Annotated in this window: 15 protein-coding genes and 1 tRNA gene; 14 read left to right on the plus strand and 2 right to left on the minus strand. The window is 71.7% G+C overall.

The window, feature by feature from the left end; all coding sequences use genetic code 11:
- Positions 1 to 80: 80 nt before the first annotated feature.
- A complete protein-coding gene (gene murA, locus N7925_RS22825; RefSeq protein ID WP_097866898.1) occupies positions 81 to 1,421 on the minus strand; it encodes a UDP-N-acetylglucosamine 1-carboxyvinyltransferase in 1,341 nt (446 codons plus the stop codon).
- Positions 1,422 to 1,707: 286 nt separating this feature from the next.
- On the opposite strand from murA, the gene N7925_RS22830 reads away from it, so the two are divergent.
- The 11 genes from N7925_RS22830 (at position 1,708) to N7925_RS22880 (ending at position 15,771) form a co-directional block, all read left to right on the plus strand.
- A complete protein-coding gene (locus N7925_RS22830; protein ID WP_265601318.1) occupies positions 1,708 to 2,268 on the plus strand; it encodes a YqgE/AlgH family protein in 561 nt (186 codons plus the stop codon).
- 121 nt (positions 2,269 to 2,389) lie between these two features.
- On the plus strand, positions 2,390 to 2,686 hold the full coding sequence (locus tag N7925_RS22835; RefSeq protein ID WP_103506920.1) for a DUF3039 domain-containing protein: 297 nt from the start codon (positions 2,390 to 2,392) through the stop codon (positions 2,684 to 2,686).
- Positions 2,687 to 2,925: 239 nt separating this feature from the next.
- Positions 2,926 to 4,230: an extracellular solute-binding protein gene (locus N7925_RS22840; protein ID WP_265601319.1), complete on the plus strand. Its 1,305-nt coding sequence runs from the start codon at positions 2,926 to 2,928 to the stop codon at positions 4,228 to 4,230.
- Between the two features lie 2 nt (positions 4,231 to 4,232).
- Positions 4,233 to 5,213: a carbohydrate ABC transporter permease gene (locus tag N7925_RS22845; protein WP_265601320.1), complete on the plus strand. Its 981-nt coding sequence runs from the start codon at positions 4,233 to 4,235 to the stop codon at positions 5,211 to 5,213.
- A gap of 56 nt (positions 5,214 to 5,269) precedes the next feature.
- On the plus strand, positions 5,270 to 6,112 hold the full coding sequence (locus tag N7925_RS22850; protein WP_274346537.1) for a carbohydrate ABC transporter permease: 843 nt from the start codon (positions 5,270 to 5,272) through the stop codon (positions 6,110 to 6,112).
- Between the two features lie 4 nt (positions 6,113 to 6,116).
- Entirely contained in the window at positions 6,117 to 7,787 is a 1,671-nt protein-coding gene (locus N7925_RS22855; protein WP_274345000.1) for a beta-N-acetylhexosaminidase, read from the plus strand.
- Between the two features lie 351 nt (positions 7,788 to 8,138).
- Positions 8,139 to 9,035, plus strand: coding sequence for an FAD binding domain-containing protein (locus N7925_RS22860; RefSeq protein ID WP_265601322.1), 897 nt, complete (start codon positions 8,139 to 8,141; stop codon positions 9,033 to 9,035).
- Positions 9,032 to 10,765: a (2Fe-2S)-binding protein gene (locus N7925_RS22865; RefSeq protein WP_274345001.1), complete on the plus strand. Its 1,734-nt coding sequence runs from the start codon at positions 9,032 to 9,034 to the stop codon at positions 10,763 to 10,765. The genes N7925_RS22860 and N7925_RS22865 overlap by 4 nt, the downstream gene beginning before the upstream one ends.
- Before the next feature lie 73 nt (positions 10,766 to 10,838).
- Positions 10,839 to 13,187 carry a xanthine dehydrogenase family protein molybdopterin-binding subunit gene (locus tag N7925_RS22870; RefSeq protein ID WP_274345002.1) on the plus strand — a complete coding sequence of 783 codons (2,349 nt, stop codon included), beginning with the start codon at positions 10,839 to 10,841 and terminating at the stop codon, positions 13,185 to 13,187.
- A 279-nt stretch (positions 13,188 to 13,466) separates the two neighbouring features.
- On the plus strand, positions 13,467 to 14,783 hold the full coding sequence (locus N7925_RS22875) for a hypothetical protein (RefSeq protein WP_274346538.1): 1,317 nt from the start codon (positions 13,467 to 13,469) through the stop codon (positions 14,781 to 14,783).
- Between the two features lie 214 nt (positions 14,784 to 14,997).
- Positions 14,998 to 15,771: a hypothetical protein gene (locus tag N7925_RS22880; protein WP_274345003.1), complete on the plus strand. Its 774-nt coding sequence runs from the start codon at positions 14,998 to 15,000 to the stop codon at positions 15,769 to 15,771.
- A gap of 53 nt (positions 15,772 to 15,824) precedes the next feature.
- Here the strand turns inward: N7925_RS22880 and N7925_RS22885 are convergent.
- Positions 15,825 to 15,899: transfer RNA gene (locus N7925_RS22885), tRNA-Cys, on the minus strand.
- A gap of 226 nt (positions 15,900 to 16,125) precedes the next feature.
- Here N7925_RS22885 and N7925_RS22890 point away from each other — a divergent pair.
- From N7925_RS22890 to N7925_RS22900, 3 genes are read left to right on the plus strand one after another with little or no spacing between them, the layout of a single operon-like run.
- Positions 16,126 to 17,631 carry an MFS transporter gene (locus N7925_RS22890; protein WP_265601326.1) on the plus strand — a complete coding sequence of 502 codons (1,506 nt, stop codon included), beginning with the start codon at positions 16,126 to 16,128 and terminating at the stop codon, positions 17,629 to 17,631.
- 44 nt (positions 17,632 to 17,675) lie between these two features.
- Positions 17,676 to 17,873 carry a CopG family transcriptional regulator gene (locus tag N7925_RS22895; protein WP_416223000.1) on the plus strand — a complete coding sequence of 66 codons (198 nt, stop codon included), beginning with the start codon at positions 17,676 to 17,678 and terminating at the stop codon, positions 17,871 to 17,873.
- A complete protein-coding gene (locus N7925_RS22900; protein ID WP_265601328.1) occupies positions 17,873 to 18,256 on the plus strand; it encodes a type II toxin-antitoxin system death-on-curing family toxin in 384 nt (127 codons plus the stop codon). Before N7925_RS22895 ends, N7925_RS22900 begins: the two co-directional genes overlap by 1 nt.
- Positions 18,257 to 18,307: the final 51 nt, after the last annotated feature.

An 18,307-nucleotide genomic window follows, 5' to 3' on the forward strand; every position in this document is an offset into this window, starting at 1 on the left:
GGGCCGCTCACGCGGGAACCGTGCGGTGCGCAGCGCTGTGTGCGGCAGCACTGTGCGGCCTTCACGGCGCGTCGGGGGGATCAGACGAGCGAACCGCCCGGCAGTTCGACCTTCGCGCCGAGCTTCTCCAGCTTCTCCATGAAGTTCTCGTAACCGCGGTTGATCAGGTCGATGCCGTGCACCCGGGAGGTGCCCTGCGCCGCCAGTGCCGCGATCAGGTACGAGAAGCCGCCCCGGAGGTCCGGGATGACCAGGTCGGCGCCCTGGAGCTTGGTCGGTCCGGAGACGACCGCCGAGTGCAGGAAGTTGCGCTGGCCGAAGCGGCAGTCCGAGCCGCCGAGGCACTCGCGGTACAGCTGGATGTGCGCGCCCATCTGGTTGAGCGCGGAGGTGAAGCCGAGCCGCGACTCGTACACCGTCTCGTGGACGATCGACAGGCCGGCGGCCTGCGTCAGCGCGACCACCAGGGGCTGCTGCCAGTCCGTCTGGAAGCCGGGGTGCACGTCCGTCTCCAGCGCGATGGCGTTCAGCGCGCCGCCCGGGTGCCAGAAGCGGATGCCCTCGTCGTCGATCTCGAAGGCCCCGCCGACCCGGCGGAAGGTGTTCAGGAAGGTCATCATCGAGCGCTGCTGGGCGCCGCGCACATAGATGTTGCCCTCGGTCGCCAGCGCCGCCGACGCCCAGGAGGCCGCCTCCAGGCGGTCCGGGATCGCCCGGTGGGTGTAACCGTCGAGCTTGTCGACACCGGTGATCCGGATGGTCCGGTCGGTGTCCACGGAGATGATCGCGCCCATCTTCTGCAGTACGCAGATGAGGTCCTCGATCTCCGGCTCGACGGCCGCGTTGGACAGCTCGGTGACGCCCTCGGCGAGGACGGCGGTGAGCAGCACCTGCTCGGTGGAGCCCACCGAGGGGTACGGCAGCCGGATCTTGGTGCCGCGCAGCCGCTGCGGGGCCTCCAGGTACTGGCCGTCCGCCCGCTTCTCGATGGTCGCGCCGAACTGGCGGAGCACCTCGAAGTGGAAGTCGATCGGCCGGCCGCCGATGTCGCAGCCGCCCAGGCCCGGGATGAAGGCGTGGCCGAGGCGGTGCAGCAGCGGGCCGCAGAACAGGATCGGGATGCGCGACGACCCCGCGTGGGCGTCGATGTCGGCGACGTTCGCCGACTCGACGTGCGAGGGGTCGAGGATCAGTTCGCCGGGCTCGTCGCCGGGGCGGACGGTGACGCCGTGGAGCTGGAGGAGCCCCCGGACCACCCGTACGTCACGGATGTCGGGAACGTTGCGGAGGCGGCTGGGCCCGCTGCCGAGCAGCGCGGCGACCATGGCCTTCGGCACCAGGTTCTTGGCGCCTCGGACGCGGATCTCGCCCTCCAGCGGGGTTCCGCCGTGGACAAGCAGGACATCGTCTGTGCCGGTCATGTATCTCGCGTTCCGGAGTGGTCGGGCAGGGGGCCAACGAAAAGGGTAATGGCCTCCTACCCCCCTTCCGTAAGACGAAGGGGGGTGTACGAACGTCATGAATCCGCCACAACACCCTCCGCACACCCGATCTTGCGGAGGGTTACCGTCCGGATGGCCCACCGCGCCTCCCCCCGGCGGTGCGCTCCCCGTGCCTCCGTGCGCCCTGAGCTGCGCTCGCTCTCCTGAGGGCGGGATCACGGACACTCGCCCCCGTGGAGGGTGAAGATGCGGGATCATTCCTGCCATGACGGAGGTGTCCTCGCTCACAGGGCGGCTGCTCGTGGCCGCGCCCGCCCTCACGGACCCGAATTTCGACCGGGCGGTGGTGCTGCTCCTCGACCACGACGAGGAGGGCTCGCTCGGCGTGGTCCTCAACCGCCCGACCCCGGTCGGCGTTGGCGACATCCTCGCGTCCTGGGCGAGCCTGACCGGCGAGCCGGACGTCGTCTTCCAGGGCGGCCCGGTCTCGCTCGACTCCGCGCTCGGCGTGGCGGTGATCCCCGGCGACGAGGGCCCGCTGGGCTGGCGGCGGGTGCACGGGGCGATCGGCCTGGTCGATCTGGAGACCCCGCCCGAGCTGCTCGGCCCCGCCCTCGGTTCGCTGCGGATCTTCGCCGGATACGCGGGCTGGGGCCCCGGTCAACTGGAAGGCGAGCGGGACGAGGGCGCGTGGTACGTGGTCGAGTCGGAGCCCGGCGACGTCTCCTCCCCGCGCCCCGAACGGCTCTGGCGCGCGGTGCTCCGCCGCCAGCGCAGCGAGCTGGCGATGATCGCCACGTATCCGGACGACCCTTCGCTCAACTGAGCGACGAACCGTCGCTCGGCCGAGGGACGCCCGGTCGTTCAACTGGGGGGCGAACCTCCGCTCGACCGGGGGTGACCCTTCCCTCAACCGGAGGCCGCCTCTTTCAGTACCCTTGGCGGTTATGAGCACTCTTGAGCCCGATCGCGGGGCAGGTACGGGGACCCTCGTCGAGCCGGCACCGCAGGTGTCGAGGGGCGACGGCGACCACGAGCGCTACGCCCATTACGTCCAGAAGGACAAGATCATGGCGAGTGCCCTGGAGGGCACTCCCGTGGTCGCACTGTGCGGGAAGGTCTGGGTGCCGGGGCGCGACCCCAAGAAGTACCCGGTCTGTCCCATGTGCAAGGAGATCTACGAGTCCATGGGCGCCGGTGGCGACAAGGACAAGGGCAAGGGCGGCGGCAAGGACAAGAAGTAGGTCCGGACCCAGCTTGCTGTCAGGCCCCCGGGGCGTGCGACACCGCACGCCCCGGGGGCCTTCCGCTTGTCCGGTCACCCTCGGTGACCGAACGGTCGCGTTGCACGGGCTGCATCCGCTGGTCACAGAGTGGTCGAGACCACTTGTCGTCACCGGAACGCGGATCTACTCTCCTGCCAGTTGTGCAGAACGAAACGCACGTTGCACATGATGCAACGCATGACCGGTAGGGGTTCCGGATGAAGCTTTCTGCCCGAATTGCCGCCCCGGCTGCGGCGCTTGTGCTGGCCGGCCTCACCGCCACCGCCTGCGCGCCGCAGACCTCCGACACCAGTGCGAAGGGTGACGAGAAGAGCGGCACGCTCCGTGTCTGGCTCTTCCAGGAGGTCGGCAACAAGCCCAAGGAGAAGGTCGTCGACACGGCCGTCGCCGCGTTCGAGAAGGCCCACAAGGGTGCGAAGGTCGAGGTCGAGTACATACCGGTCGACACCCGCGCACAGCGGATCAAGGCCGCGTTCAACGACCCCAAGAGCGCCCCGGACCTCATCGAGTACGGCAACTCCGACACCGCCGGATACGTCAAGGACGGCGGACTCGCGGACATCACCGAGGAGTTCGGCGCCTGGGACGAGGCCAAGGACACCGACCCGATCGCCAAGCAGTCGGTCACCGTCGGCGACAAGGTCTACGGCGCGCCCTTCTTCGTCGGCGTCCGGGCCCTCTACTACCGCACCGACGTCTTCGAGGACCTCGGCATCGAGGCCCCCAAGTCGCAGGCCGAGCTGATCTCCACCGCCAAGAAGATCCGCAAGGCCAAGCCCGATCTCTACGGCCTCGCGGTCGGCGGCGCGTACACCTACGGCGCGATGCCCTTCATCTGGGCCAACGGCGGCGAACTCGCGGGCGAGACCGGCGGGACGTACAAGTCGGGCATCAACAGCGAGAAGTCCCGCAAGGGCATCGAGGCCTACACCTCCCTGTTCGGCGACGACAACTGCCCGGCCGCCAAGTGCGCCTCGATGGGCGGCAACGCCGTCGTGACCGCCTTCGCCTCCGGCAAGGCCGCCATGGCCATCGGCGGCGACTTCAGCCACGCGGCCGTCGAGGCGGGCGCGGTCAAGGGCAAGTACGCCGTCGTCCCGCTGCCCGGCGTCGCCAAGAACTCCATCGCCCCCGCCTTCGCCGGCGGCAACAACCTCGGCGTCCTCAAGAGCAGTTCGCACCGCACCCTCGCCGTCGACCTGATGAAGTCGCTCAGCGGCAAGAAGACCCAGGCCGAGATGTTCGACGCGATGGGCTTCCTGCCCACCTACACCGACGTCCTGGACAACGCCGCGAAGAAGGAACCCTTCGTCGCCCCGTTCGTCGCGACCCTGGGCGCGGGCGCCAAGTTCGTCCCCGCCTCACCCGCCTGGGGCCAGATCGACGCCTCGCTGGTCCTGCCGACGATGTTCCAGGAGATCGTCTCCGGCCGTAAGGACGTGGCCGAGGCCTCGGACGACGCGGCGAAGAAGATGGACACGGCCTTCACCGACGCGGGCTGACGATGACCACGCACACCACCTCGCTCAAGGCGCCGCCCGCGGCCGGGAAGGGCGGCGGCACCCCGGCCGCCCGCCCGCCCCGGCGCGGCCGGTCCGTCTCTCCCGCTAACCGCGCCGGCTGGACCCCGTGGCTCTACCTCCTGCCGGCGCTCGTCCTGCTCGCCGGGCTGCTGGTCTACCCGATCTACCAACTTGGCCTGATCTCGTTCCTGGAGTACACCCAGGCCCAGGTCAGCGGCGGCGAACCCACCACCTTCCAGGGCTTCGGCAACTACGCCACCCTCTTCAACGACAGCCAGTTCTGGCAGGTCCTCCTCGCCACCGTGCTCTTCGCCGCGGCCTGCGTGGTGTCCACCCTGATCGTCGGCTGCGCGCTGGCCGTCCTGCTCACCCGCATCCGCGCCGTGCCCCGGCTCGCGCTGATGATGGCCGCGCTCGGCGCCTGGGCCACCCCCGCGATCACCGGCTCCACCGTCTGGGTCTTCCTCTTCGACCCCGACTTCGGGCCGGTCAACAAGATGCTGGGACTCGGCGACTTCTCCTGGATGTACGGGCGCTACAGCGCCTTCGCCGTGGTGCTCTTCGCGGTCCTGTGGTGCTCGTTCCCGTTCGTGATGATCACCGTGTACGCGGGCATCCGGGCCATCCCGACCGAAGTGCTGGAGGCCGCCTCGCTGGACGGCGCGTCCCAGTGGCGGATCTGGCGCACCATCATGGCGCCGATGCTCAAGCCCATCCTGATCGTCGTCACCATCCAGTCGATCATCTGGGACTTCAAGGTCTTCACCCAGATCTACGTCATGACCAGCGGCGGCGGCATCGCCGGCCAGAACCTGGTGCTCAACGTGTACGCGTACCAGAAGGCGTTCGCGTCCTCGCAGTACAGCCTCGGATCCGCGATCGGCGTCGTGATGCTGGTGATCCTGCTGGCCGTCACGCTGGTCTATCTGCGCCTGGTGAGGCGCCAGGGGGAGGAACTGTGAGCGCGACGACCGACAGTCCCGTACGCGATCCCGCGAAGGGCACGCGCGGCGGCGGCATCGCCAAGCTGCTGCGCGTCAAGCGGCCCCGCAGGCTGGCCGCGGAGGCCGCCGCCCTGCTGATCGCCGTCGCGGTCGCCTTCCCTCTCTACTGGATGGTGCTCTCCGCCTTCAAACCGGCCGGGGAGATCCAGTCCACCGAAGCCCGCCCCTGGACGCTGTCCCCCTCGCTCGACTCGTTCCGCCGGGTCTTCGAACAGCAGGACTTCGGCCGCTACTTCCTCAACAGCCTGCTGGTGGCGGGCACGGTCGTCATCCTCTCCGCGCTGATCGCCTTCCTCGCCGCCACCGCGGTGACCCGGTTCCGCTTCAAGTTCCGCACCACGCTGCTGATCATGTTCCTGGTCGCGCAGATGGTGCCGGTGGAGGCGCTGACCATCCCGCTGTTCTTCCTGATGCGGGACTTCGGGCAGCTGAACACGCTCGGCTCGCTGATCCTGCCGCACCTCGCCTTCTCGCTGCCGTTCGCCATCTGGATGCTGCGCGGCTTCGTCAAGGCCGTCCCCGAAGCCCTGGAGGAGGCCGCCTACATCGACGGGGCGAGCCGCACCCGCTTCCTCTGGCAGATCCTCTTCCCGCTGGTCTTCCCGGGCCTCGTGGCGACCAGCGTCTTCTCCTTCATCACCACCTGGAACGACTTCCTGTTCGCGAAGTCGTTCATCATCAGCGACACCTCCCAGTCGACGCTGCCCATGGCGCTGCTGGTCTTCTTCAAACCGGACGAGAACGACTGGGGAGGGATCATGGCGGCCTCGACGGTGATGACCATCCCCGTACTGGTCTTCTTCGTACTCGTACAGCGACGCCTCGTCTCCGGACTGGGCGGAGCGGTAAAGGACTGATGGCATGACACCCGAGGACTCCCTCTCCACGGGCGCCGTGGACACCGCGGCTCTCGGCCTGATCCCGGCCCCGCGCACCCTGAGGGCGGCCCCCTCCGGGCAGCCGTACCCGCTGGGCCACGACACCCCGCTGAGCGCCGCCCCGGGCACGGAGGGCGTCGCCCGCTGGCTGCGCACCACGCTCGGCGCGGCCACCGGACTGTCGCTGGCCGAGGGCGCCGGCGACCGCGGCATCCTGCTCGCCCTCGACGGGGAACTGGCCCCCGAGGCCTACCGCCTCGCCGTCGGAATCGATGCCGTACGCCTCACGGGCGGCAGCGCCGCAGGCGTCTTCCGGGGTGCGCAGACCCTCCGTCAACTCCTCGGCCCGGACGCCTTCCGGCGCGCGCCCCTCGCCGCGAGCCGCCCCTGGGAGGTCCCGGCGGTCGTCGTCGAGGACGCACCCCGCTTCGGCTGGCGCGGCATGATGCTCGACGTCTCCCGGCACTTCCTGCCCAAGGACGACGTCCTGCGCTACCTGGACCTCCTGGCCGCCCACAAGCTGAACGTCTTCCACTTCCACCTCACCGACGACCAGGGCTGGCGCATCGAGATCAAGCGCTACCCGCGGCTGACCGAGGTCGGCTCCTGGCGCTCGCGCACCAAATACGGCCACCGGGCCTCCGAGCTGTGGGACGAGACCCCCTACGGCGGCTTCTACACCCAGGACGACATCCGCGAGATCGTCGCCTACGCCGCAGAACGGCACATCCGGGTCGTCCCCGAGATCGACATCCCGGGCCACTCGCAGGCGGCCATCAGCGCCTACCCCGAGCTGGGCAACACCGACGTCGTCGACACCACCGCCCTGACCGTCTGGGACACCTGGGGCGTCAACCCGAACGTACTCGCCCCCACCGACGACACCCTGCGCTTCTTCGAGGGCGTCCTGGAGGAGGTGCTCGAACTCTTCCCGCCCGAGACCTCCCCCTTCGTCCACATGGGCGGCGACGAGTGCCCCAAGGACCAGTGGAAGGAGTCCCCGCTCGCCCAGGCCCGGATCGCCGAACTCGGCGTGAAGGACGAGGACGGACTCCAGTCCTGGTTCATCCGGCACTTCGACGCCTGGCTCACCGAGCGGGGGCGCCGCCTCATCGGCTGGGACGAGATCCTCGAAGGAGGCCTCGCCGAAGGGGCCGCGGTCTCCTCCTGGCGAGGCTACGGCGGCGGCATCGCGGCCGCCGAGGCCGGGCACGACGTCGTCATGTGCCCCGAGCAGCAGGTGTACCTGGACCACCGTCAGGACGGCGGCCCCGACGAGCCGATGCCCATCGGGTACGTCCGCAGCCTGGAGGACGTCTACCGCTTCGAGCCCGTCCCGCCGGGCCTGAGCGAGGAGGCGGCCCGTCACATCCTGGGCACCCAGGCCAACGTCTGGACCGAGGTCATGCAGAACCGGGCCCGCGTCGACTACCAGGTCTTCCCGCGCCTCGCCGCCTTCGCCGAGGTCGCCTGGTCCGCCCTGCCCGCCCCGGCCGACCGGGACTTCGCCGCGTTCGACGCCCGCATGACGGTCCATTACGCCCGGCTCGACGCCCTCGGCGTGGACTACCGCCCGCCGGCCGGCCCGTACCCCCGGCAGCAGCGCCCCGGCATCCTCGGCTTCCCGCGCGAGGGAGCGCCGCCCGTGGTGTGACCCCCGCACCGCACCGCCCGGCCGCGGCCGTCCCCCGGGACCGCCGCGGCCGGCGCGCGTCCGGGGCCAACAGCCCTGACGGCACGCGCCCAAGACCCCGCCCCACGCGCCGGAGCGAGGCCGCGAACCGCAATAAGTCGTACAAGCCTCGCTGAAGAGTGGCAATTCACCCTCCCCGCCGAAGAAGGACGAAACCCGGCCATCTCGCAGGTCAGGGACGGATCCACCCTTCGCGGACCCTCGCGACGGTCCGATCCGAAGATGTGCCAGAGTTGCCACGTCCGGGCTGTGAACACGTACCGTACGGCGGAACAGGCGGGACAGCCGGGAGACCGGGAAGGGGCAGCTGGGTTGACCACGCACGCACCGCAGACGATGCAGTCGGTGACGCTGCCGGCCTCGTTGGACGAGGCCGTGGCGGCACTCGGCGCCATGCCCGCGGCCGTTCCGGTCGCGGGGGGCACGGACCTGATGGCGGCCGTCAACAAGGGGCTCCTGCGCCCCTCGGGGCTCGTCGGCCTCGGCCGGATCAGCGAGCTGCGCGGCTGGCACTACCAGGACGGCCACGCGCTGCTGGGCGCCGGCCTCACCCACGCCCGCATGGGGCGGCCCGACTTCGCCGCCCTGATCCCCGCCCTCGCCGCCTCCGCCCGCGCCGCGGGACCGCCGCAGATCCGCAACGCCGGCACGCTCGGCGGCAACATCGTCACCTCCGCGCCCACCGGCGACGCCCTGCCGGTGCTGGCCGCGCTGGAGGCCGAGCTGGTCATCGCGGGCCCCGGCGGAGCCCGCCGCGAGATTCCCGTCTCCCATCTGCTGGCCGGCCGTGAACTGCTGGAGCCCGCGGAGCTGATCGGCTTCGTCCGCGTACCGCTGCTGCACGCCCCGCAGGTGTTCCTGAAGGCCACCGGCCGCACCGGCCCGGGCCGCGCCACCGCCTCGGTCGCCATCGTCCTGGACCCGGCCCGCCGGGGCGTGCGCTGCGCGGTCGGCGCCATCGCCCCGATGCCGCTGCGCCCGCTGGAGGCGGAGCGCTGGATCGCCTCGCTGATCGACTGGGACGGCGAGCGGGGCCTGGCCCCGGACGCGCTGGCCGCCTTCGGCGAGTACGTCGCCGCGGCCTGCATCCCCGACCACGCACCACCGGCCGACGGAACAGAGGCCCCGCCGCTGTCCCCGGCCGTACTGCACCTGCGGCGCACCGTCGCCGCGCTCGCCCGACGCGCGCTGGGGAGGGCACTGTCGTGAGCAATGAGGAATTCCCCGACCAGCACGGACGGCAGGGCCACTCGGAGGGCCCGGACCCCCGTTACGGCGGCTGGGAGCCGACGCCGCAGGGCGACGGGTTCGACGCCGACGCCACCGCGTTCGTCCACCTCCCGCCGGAGGACCTGGCGAACATTCCGCTGGCCGCTCCCGGCCAGGGGTACGTCCCCCCGATGATCCTGCCGCTGACCCCGGCCGCCGGGCTCGACCCGGCGGCGACGGGCAGCTGGGTGCTCCAGACGCAGACCCAGCAGGCACAGGCCGAGCAGCGCGCCCAGGAGGCCGCCGCCCAGGAGTCCAGCGCCCAGGAGTCCGGCGCGGTCCACTGGCCGGACCCGAACCAGCAGGGCGGGCAGGGCGGCTACCAGGGCCCGTACCAGGACACGTCGCACGCCACGGCCCAGTGGAACTTCACCGAGGCGTTCGGCGGGATGCCGGCCCCGGAGACGGCGGCGGCCCCGGAGGGCGGACACCCCGGCCACGCGAACCACTCGGGCGACGCGAACGACTCCGGCCACGTGAACCACTCGGGCCATGCGAACGCCTCCGGCCACACCGGCCAGTGGACGATTCCGGTGGCGGACGGGGACCTCCCGGACGAATCGGGCGAGTTCCTGGCCTCGGCGCAGACGCCTCAGTGGTACGCGGACAGCGCCCGCCCGGCCACGCTCCCCGGCGGCGCCCCCGCCCCCTGGGCCACCCCGGAGCCGGAGCCGGTGGCCGACCCCGTACCCGTGGCGGAGCAGACCCCGGAAGCGGAACCGGCGCAGGACGAACGGGCCCAGGACGAACGGGCCCAGGACGAACCGGCGCTCGACGAACCGGCAGAGCCGACAGCCCAGGCGGTGGACGCGGAGCCCGCCACCACCGCCGACATCGGGGGCCCCGCCGCCGACGAGCCCGAGGCTGCACCCGCTCCGGAGGCCGAAGCGGACCCGGCACCGGACGAAGCCCCCGAAGCAGCCCACGAGACGCCACCGGACACGGCACCTGAGGGAGCCCCGCAAGCGGCCCCGGAAACGGCACCTGACGGAGCCCCGGACGCGACACCGGAAGCAGCCCCGGATGCGGGTGCCCTCCCCGCCGCAGCCCCCGTCCCCGCCCTCCTCGACGCACCGAGCGAGCACCCGTCCGCGTCCTACCTGCTCCATGTGAACGGCGTGGACCGCCCGGTGAGCGACGCCTGGATCGGCGAGTCCCTGCTCTACGTGCTCCGCGAGCGCCTCGGTCTCGCCGGGGCCAAGGACGGCTGCTCGCAGGGCGAGTGCGGCGCCTGCAACGTCCAGGTCGACGGCCGGCTGGTCGCCTCCTGCCTGGTCCCCGCGGCCACGGCGGCGGGCAGCGAGGTGCGTACGGTCGAGGGCCTCGCCGTGGACGGCGAGCCGTCCGACGTCCAGCGCGCCCTGTCCGCCTGCGGAGCCGTCCAGTGCGGCTTCTGCATCCCCGGCATGGCGATGACCGTCCACGACCTCCTGGAGGGCAACCACGCCCCCAGCGAGCTGGAGACCCGCCAGGCACTCTGCGGCAACCTCTGCCGCTGTTCCGGCTACCGGGGCGTGCTCGACGCCGTCGCGGACGTCGTCGCGGCCCGCGAGACGAGCGCAGAGGCGGCCACCGTGGCCCACGGCGAGGCCCGCATCCCGCACCAGGCCGAACCGGGCGCCGGCGGCATGCAGCAGGGACCCCACCCGCACGAGGGAGAGGCCCTGTGAGGCACGCCCGCGGCCCCGCCGTACAGCAGCGGCACACGCGACACCAGCACCACGTGATCGACAAGGAGGCGGCGTGAGCAGCGACGCGGCCAACGCGACCAGCACGAGCCTGCCCAGGATCGACGCGCTGAGCGGCGGGCCCGGAGGCGGAGCGGACCAGGAGCTGCCCCGGATGGGCCTGGGGGCGTCGCTCCCCGCCACCGACTCCCGTGCGAAGACCGAGGGCACCTTCCCGTACGCGGCGGACCTCTGGGCCGAGGGCCTGCTGTGGGCGGCCGTGCTGCGCTCCCCGCACCCGCACGCGCGGATCCTGTCCATCGACATCTCGGGGGCCGAGGAGATGCCCGGGGTGCGCGCGGTCGTCACGCACGAGGACGTGCCGGGGGACAGCAACTACGGCCGCCACGTCGTGGACCGCCCGGTGTTCGCCTCTGACCTGGTCCGCCACCACGGCGAGCCGATCGCCGCCGTCGCCGCCGACCACCCGGACACCGCACGGCTGGCCGCCGCCGCCATCGCCGTACGGTACGAGGTGCTGGAGCCGGTCACGGACCCGGAGAAGGCGTTCGCGGCGGAGCCCCTGCACCCCGACGGCAACCTGATCCGCCACATCCCGCTGCGCTACGGCGACGCGGAGGCGACGGGCGAGGTCGTGGTGGAGGGCCTGTACCGCATCGGCCGCCAGGACCCGGCCCCGATCGGCGCGGAGGCCGGGCTCGCCGTGCCCCGCCCGGACGGCGGCGTGGAGATCTACACCGCCTCCACCGACCCGCACACCGACCGCGACCTGATCGCCGCCTGCTTCGGCCTGGAACCGGACCGGGTCAAGGTCGTCGTGACCGGGGTGCCGGGCGCGACCGGCGACCGCGAGGACCCGGGCTTCCAGATCCCCCTCGGGCTGCTCGCGCTGCGCACCGGCTGCCCGGTGAAGCTCGCCGCGAGCCGCGAGGAGTCCTTCCTCGGCCACACCCACCGCCACCCCACGCTCCTGCGCTACCGCCACCACGCGGACGCGGAGGGCCGGCTGGTCAAGGTGGAGGCCCAGATCCTCCTGGACGCGGGCGCGTACGCCGACGCCTCATCGGAGTCCCTGGCGGCCGCCGTGGCCTTCGCCTGCGGCCCGTACGTCGTCCCGCACGCCTTCATCGAGGGCTGGGCGGTCCGGACGAACAACCCGCCGTCGGGGCACGTGCGCGGCGAGGGCGCGATGCAGGTCTGCGCGGCGTACGAGGGCCAGATGGACAAGCTGGCCGCCAAACTGGGCATCGATGCGGCCGAACTGCGCCTGCGCAACACCCTGTCGACGGGCGACATCCTCCCCACGGGCCAGACGGTGACCTGCCCGGCCCCGGTGGCCGAACTGCTCCAGGCCGTACGCGACTACCCCCTCCCCGCTCTCCCCAAGGACGCCCCGGAGGACGACTGGCTGCTGCCGGGCGGACCCGAGGGCGCGGGGGAGCCCGGGGCGGTGCGCCGGGGCGTGGGCTACGGCCTGGGCATGGTCCACATGCTGGGGGCCGAGGGCGCGGACGAGGTCTCGACCGCCACGGTCCGGGTCCACGACGGCGTGGCCACGGTGATCTGCGCGGCCGTGGAGACGGGCCAGGGCTTCACCACGCTGGCCCGGCAGATCGTCCAGGAGACCCTGGGCATCGAAGAGGTCCACGTGGCCGCCGTCGACACCGACCAGCCCCCGGCGGGCCCGGCGACGCACGGCCGCCACACCTGGGTGTCGGGCGGGGCGGTGGAGCGCGCGGCGAAGATGGTCCGCACCCAGCTCCTCCAGCCGCTGGCCCACAAGTTCGGCATGTCCACGGAGCTGCTCCAGATCGCCGACGGCAAGATCACCTCGTACGACGGGGTGCTGTCCACGACGGTCACCGAGGAGCTGGACGGCAAGGAACTCTGGGCCACCGCCCAGTGCCGCCCCCACCCCACGGAACCGCTGGACGAGTCCGGCCAGGGCGACGCGTTCGTCGGCCTGGCGTTCTGCGCGGTACGTGCGGTGGTCGACGTCGACATCGAACTCGGCTCCGTCCGCGTGGTGGAGATGGCGGTCGCCCAGGACGTCGGCCGCGTCCTGAACCCCGCCCAGTTGGCGATCCGCATCGAGGCGGGGATCACCCAGGGCATCGGCGCGGCCCTCACGGAGAACCTCCGCACCGCGAGAGGCATCATCCGCCACCCCGACCTGACCGGCTACGCGCTCCCGACCTCGCTGGACGCGCCGGACATCCGCATCGTGAAGTTGGTCGAGGAACGCGACGTGGTGGCCCCCTTCGGCGCGAAGCCGGCCTCGGCCGTCCCGGTCGTCACGGCCCCCGCGGCGGTCGCCTCGGCGGTCCGCTCGGCGACCGGTCGCCCGGTGAACCGCCTGCCGATCAGGCCGCAGGCGGCGGTGGCAGCGCCTCCCAAGGGCTGACGCGTACCCCGGCGCGCTCCCGCTCCGCAGGCGCCGTCACCGACGGTGGCGGTGAGGTCGTACCCCGGGGGCCGAAGAGAGCGACGAACATGATGCCTGCGCGGCCGTAGCCCGGGAGGAATAAGCCCCTCCCCGGTAATTCCTGGCTAGTTCGGGCCTCACTCCGGCACCCCCTGTGGCCGCTACATTCACCTCTGTTCGGTCCCGGCCGTCACGACCAGGGGGAAACGGAAACTTATGCGTCCCATAGGAACCAGGAGCCTCACCGGCAGATCATTCATGGCGGTGACCGCCCCCGCGGTCGCCGTGGCGGTCGCCGCCATGGGCCTCGCCGCCTCACCGGCCGCCGCCTCACCCGCTGCCGCGGTACCCACCGCCACGGCGGCACCCCAGCTCGGCGGCGCCTGCACCGCGGCCGACCTCGGCACCCGCCACCCGTACATCAAGAACACCGAAGTGTCGCCGACGATCACCCACTTCAAGGGCTGGTACGTCACCGAGGGCACCACCGGCAACCACACCGTCGTCACCAGCACCGAGACGGTCATCACGGTCTCCGTCGGGCTCACCGGCGGCGTCGAGGGCAGTTTCGCCGTCGCGACCCTCGAAGCGGCCAAAGCGAGCCTCGGTCTGGAGGTGAAGGTCGGCTACGCCTCCACCAGCAGCGAGTCGAACACGGTTGTGTGGAGCTTCAACCAGCCCGGCTACTACGGCGTCTACAAGGGCACGAAGAAGGTCACCGGTACCTACGGAAGCCTCAACTGCAACCGCTCCCAGCAGAGCGACGGAAGCTGGGCGCTGAAGTGGGCCGAGGGGCCCGGCGGTGGCAGCTTCACCACCTACACCACCCTCGAGGAAGGCGCGGTGCGCTGCCAGGACACGGTGCCCGCGGGCAGCATCATGGCCAAGGCGCAGGGGCTCCTCGACTGCGGCTCACCCGCCGCGAAGGCCGAGCACCCGGCGGGTGCGGTGGCACCGACGGCGAAGCAGGAGCAGGAGCAGGACCGGAAGCAGGGCCAGGAGCAGGACGAGAAGCAGGGCCAGGAGCAGGACAAGGAGCAGGACCGCCTCGCACAGCCCCCCGCCCGCACCAGCGGTACGTCCGCCGCACAGCCCGGGGCCACCGGGCGCGGCGCGCGGGCCGCTCTCGACTGCCAGACCCAGGTCTACAAGATCGCCGTGCCCGGAAAGCCCCTGTCCTGGGGCGCGCCGCTCCTGGCGGACGACGGTGTCCGCCTGCGGCCCTCGACGATCTTCAGCGCCCACCTGGACCACTGGCGCCTGTGCAACGTGACGGAGAGCAACGGGGTCATCGAGGCGACCCTGTGGAACTGGGGCAACGGCGGGTGCGCGACCATCGCCGCGCCGGACGCGGCCACCGACCGGGCGGTCCTGAGGACGGCCGCCTGCGCGGAGGACGACCTCCAGCGGTTCTACGTCTACCGCGACGTACCCGGCAGTTCGAAGATCGGCGTGCAGAACAAGTACACCGGATCCATGATGGGTCACGACCGGTACGCGGACGGGGAGTTCATCCGCCAGTACTCCAGCGGCAGGCAGGACGGTACGGGGACGTACTCCCTGACCGGCGTCTGACGGCCCGAGCCCGGTGAGCGGCCCCGCGCGTGAACCTCTTGCTTCCGGTTCCGTGCGGGGCCCCTCGCGTCTCCTGCCGGAGCGAGAGGTTCCCCGGAGTGACGGGACAGCCCCGCAGACACTTCCGGGCCGGCCCGAACAGCCGGAGAATGCCGCGAAGGGCCGAACCCGGCCGAAGGTTCGTAGCGTTGCCCGATCAGGGGAGAGCCAGCACGTGATCACTGAACCGGAGCTGGTGGGCGAACCCGGACCGGATACGCCCGCGGACGTGGTGAGCGGGTTCGACCCGGGGCAGGGGCTCCCGACCGGTGGCCGGCGCCGGGCCCGGCGGCTGCTGTGGGCCGCCGCCGGAGCGGTGGTCGCGTCGGCGGTGTGGGCGTCGGCGGTCTTCGCGTACGGGATCGGCGGCGACCGGAAGCCCGACCCGCGCGGCTACCGCGTGGAGTCCGACTCCTGCGCGGCGGTGGAGCTGAGGGCGCTCGCCAGGGCGGTGGGGGAGCCGAGGGCCGAGCCGTCGACCGAACTGGACGGCATCGAGCACCCCGCCCTCCACCGCATCCGCTGCACCGTCGACTTCACGGTGGCGGCGGCCCGGGCGCCGGACGGCGAGGAGGCCTCGGGCTGGTCAACCGGCTATCAGGCGTCCCTCACGGCCGAGTTGCACAAGGAGACCGACCCGCGCCCCGAGTTCGAGGCGAGCAGCACGCTGACGGAGATCGACGGCACGGGCGTGGACCGGGTGGAGCGCGTACCGGACCTCGGCGACCTGGCATATCTGCTGATCATGGAGGACGCATCCATGCGCGTGCAGGTGGTGGAAGGCGGTTTCGTCGTGACGCTCGCCCTGTCCTCCTGGATGTCTCCTCCGGACATCGACAACGGAACGGACGGTCTGCCGGACGTGGTGGACCAGCCCGAGATGCTCGCCTACCGGGCCGATCTGATCAGCGATACGCGCGAGGTGATGAAAGCCCTGAAGACCGGCTGACCGGCCGCGAACGAGAGTGGCCGCCCCCTGTCGTGAGGACGGCCACTCCGCGATGGAGACCGTGACCGGATTCGAACCGGTGTAACTCGAGTTGCAGTCGAGCCCCTGAGCCTCTCGGGCACACGGTCGGGTGTGGCGCTGTGGTGCTGTGGTGCGCTGCTCTGTTCCCTTGCTGTCCATGACGCTAAGGGTCTCCGCCCGCCGCCTCAAGGCATCCGGCGGGCCCGCAACGCGACTGCCATACGCCGTTCACACCCGGTCCGGTGCCGGGGCTCGGGACCTACGACCAAGGGCCGAGTGCGGTGCCGCACTTGGACAGGGTTCAAACCGCTCCATGCCTCTTACGCTGGGCCCATGACCGCCCTCGAACCGCGTGACGGCACCGATGCCGCACACCTCGCGCCGCCCGCGACCGACGATCACTCCTCGGACCCGCTGTCCGCCATCCCCCTCGCAGCCGTCGAAGGGGTCCTCGGGCGCACCTACCGGGCGCTCAGCATCGGCATCGTCTCCGTGGTGTTCCTCATCGCGTTCGAGGCCACGGCGGTCGGCACGGCCATGCCGGTCGCCGCGCGTGAGCTGAACGGGATCCCGCTCTACGCCTTCGCCTTCTCCGCGTACTTCACCACCAGCCTGTTCGCCATGGTCCTCTCCGGGCAGTGGGCCGACCGGCGCGGGCCGCTCCAGCCGCTCGCCACCGGGATCACCGCGTTCGGCGTCGGCCTGCTGCTCTCCGGGGCGGCCACCAGCATGTGGGTCTTCATCGCGGGCCGGGCGGTCCAGGGACTCGGCGGCGGGATGGTGATCGTCGCCCTGTACGTGGTCATCGGGCGGGCCTACCCCGAGCACATCCGGCCCGCGATCCTGGCGGCCTTCGCCGCGAGCTGGGTGATCCCCTCCGTCGTCGGGCCGCTCGCCTCCGGGACGGTGACCGAGCACCTCGGCTGGCGCTGGGTCTTCGTCGGCATCCCGGCCCTCATAGTGATCCCGCTGGTCCTGGCCCTCCCGGCGATCCGGCGGACGGCCTCCGGGCCCGCCGACCCGGCCGCCGCCACCGAGCCGTACGACCGCCGCCGGATCCGGCTCGCGCTGGGGATCTCGGCCGGGGCGGGGCTGCTCCAGTACGCGGGGCAGGAGCTGAACTGGCTCGCCCTCCTGCCGGCCGCCCTCGGCACCGCCCTGCTGGTGCCCGCCGTACGCGGCCTGCTGCCCACCGGGACCGTACGGGCGGGGCGCGGGCTGCCCTCGGTGGTCCTGCTGCGCGGGGTCGCCGCCGGGTCGTTCATCGCCGCCGAGTCGTTCGTACCGCTGATGCTGGTCACCCAGCGCGGGCTCTCCCCGACGATGGCCGGGCTCTCGCTGGCCGTGGGCGGGGCGACCTGGGCTCTCGGTTCGTTCGTACAGTCCCGGCCGCGCATGGAGCCCCACCGTGAGCGGCTGATGGTCAGCGGAATGGTCCTGGTCGCCGCCTCGATCGCTGTCGCGCCCTCCGTGCTGATCGAGGGGGTCCCGGTCTGGACCGTCGCCGTCGCGTGGGCCTTCGGCTGCTTCGGGATGGGCATGGTGATCGCCTCCACCAGCGTGCTGCTGCTGAAGCTGTCGGCCCCGGAGGAGGCGGGCTCCAACTCCGCCGCCCTCCAGATATCCGACGGGCTCTCCAACGTGCTGCTCCTGGCCGGCGGCGGCGCGGCCTTCGCCGCGCTCGGCGGCGGGGCGGTGGGCGCGGCCGCGCACGGGGCGGCGGAGGCCGGAGCCGCCGGCTCGCACCCGGGCGCGTTCGCCGCGGTGTTCCTGCCGATGGCGGGGGTGGCGCTGGCGGGGGCCTGGGTGGCGACCCGGGTCGTCGTGCGGGAGAAGTAGCGGTACCGCTCTGGCCCCACGAGTGGTACCTTTTTGGTATGGCGATGAACCTGCGTATACGCGAGGACCAGCAAGAGGCGCTGAAGCTCCGTGCCGAGCAAGAGGGGCGGAGTATGCACGCCATAGTGCTTCAGGCCATCGACCGCTATCTGGAGGTCGAGGTCGACCGGGAGTCGGTCCGCCGACTCGGCGCGAAGTACGCCGTGCGCCACGCCGATCTGCTGCGGAGGCTGGGGGAGTAGTGAAGTACCTGACGGTCCAGGAAGTCCTGGACCTGGCGGAGCTCGCCTGCGGGGGGCAGCAGGTCGCGGTGCGCGACCTCGGATTGCTCAGCTCGGCCGTTCACCGTCCCCAGTCCCAGATGTTCGGTGTCGAGGCGTACACGGACCTGTTCCAGAAGGCCGCCGGGCTGTTGCAGTCTCTGGCCGTGAACCACCCGCTCGTCGACGGCAACAAGCGTATGGCGTGGATGTCCACGGTCGTGTTTCTCGACATCAACGGGACCGACATGGTCGAGGTCGACCAAGACGAGGCGTACAAGCTGGTCATCGAAGTGGCCATGGGCAGCGTCGAGGATGTGGACCGGATCGCGGAGCGGCTGAGAGCGCTGCACGACGCGATGTGAGCACGGTCTCGTCGACCCCCGGTACGGCTCGTCCGTACCGGGTTTCAACCG

Source organism: Streptomyces sp. CA-278952, assembly GCF_028747205.1.
Classification (GTDB): domain Bacteria; phylum Actinomycetota; class Actinomycetes; order Streptomycetales; family Streptomycetaceae; genus Streptomyces.

Coding starts and splice junctions, on each gene's coding strand:
- N7925_RS22855 (WP_274345000.1), top strand. CDS start 6,117: ATGACACCCGAGGACTCCCTCTCCACGGGCGCCGTGGACACCGCGGCT.
- N7925_RS22895 (WP_416223000.1), top strand. CDS start 17,676: ATGAACCTGCGTATACGCGAGGACCAGCAAGAGGCGCTGAAGCTCCGT.
- N7925_RS22875 (WP_274346538.1), top strand. CDS start 13,467: ATGGCGGTGACCGCCCCCGCGGTCGCCGTGGCGGTCGCCGCCATGGGC.
- murA (WP_097866898.1), bottom strand. CDS start 1,421: ATGACCGGCACAGACGATGTCCTGCTTGTCCACGGCGGAACCCCGCTG.
- N7925_RS22840 (WP_265601319.1), top strand. CDS start 2,926: ATGAAGCTTTCTGCCCGAATTGCCGCCCCGGCTGCGGCGCTTGTGCTG.
- N7925_RS22835 (WP_103506920.1), top strand. CDS start 2,390: ATGAGCACTCTTGAGCCCGATCGCGGGGCAGGTACGGGGACCCTCGTC.
- N7925_RS22830 (WP_265601318.1), top strand. CDS start 1,708: ATGACGGAGGTGTCCTCGCTCACAGGGCGGCTGCTCGTGGCCGCGCCC.
- N7925_RS22845 (WP_265601320.1), top strand. CDS start 4,233: ATGACCACGCACACCACCTCGCTCAAGGCGCCGCCCGCGGCCGGGAAG.
- N7925_RS22890 (WP_265601326.1), top strand. CDS start 16,126: ATGACCGCCCTCGAACCGCGTGACGGCACCGATGCCGCACACCTCGCG.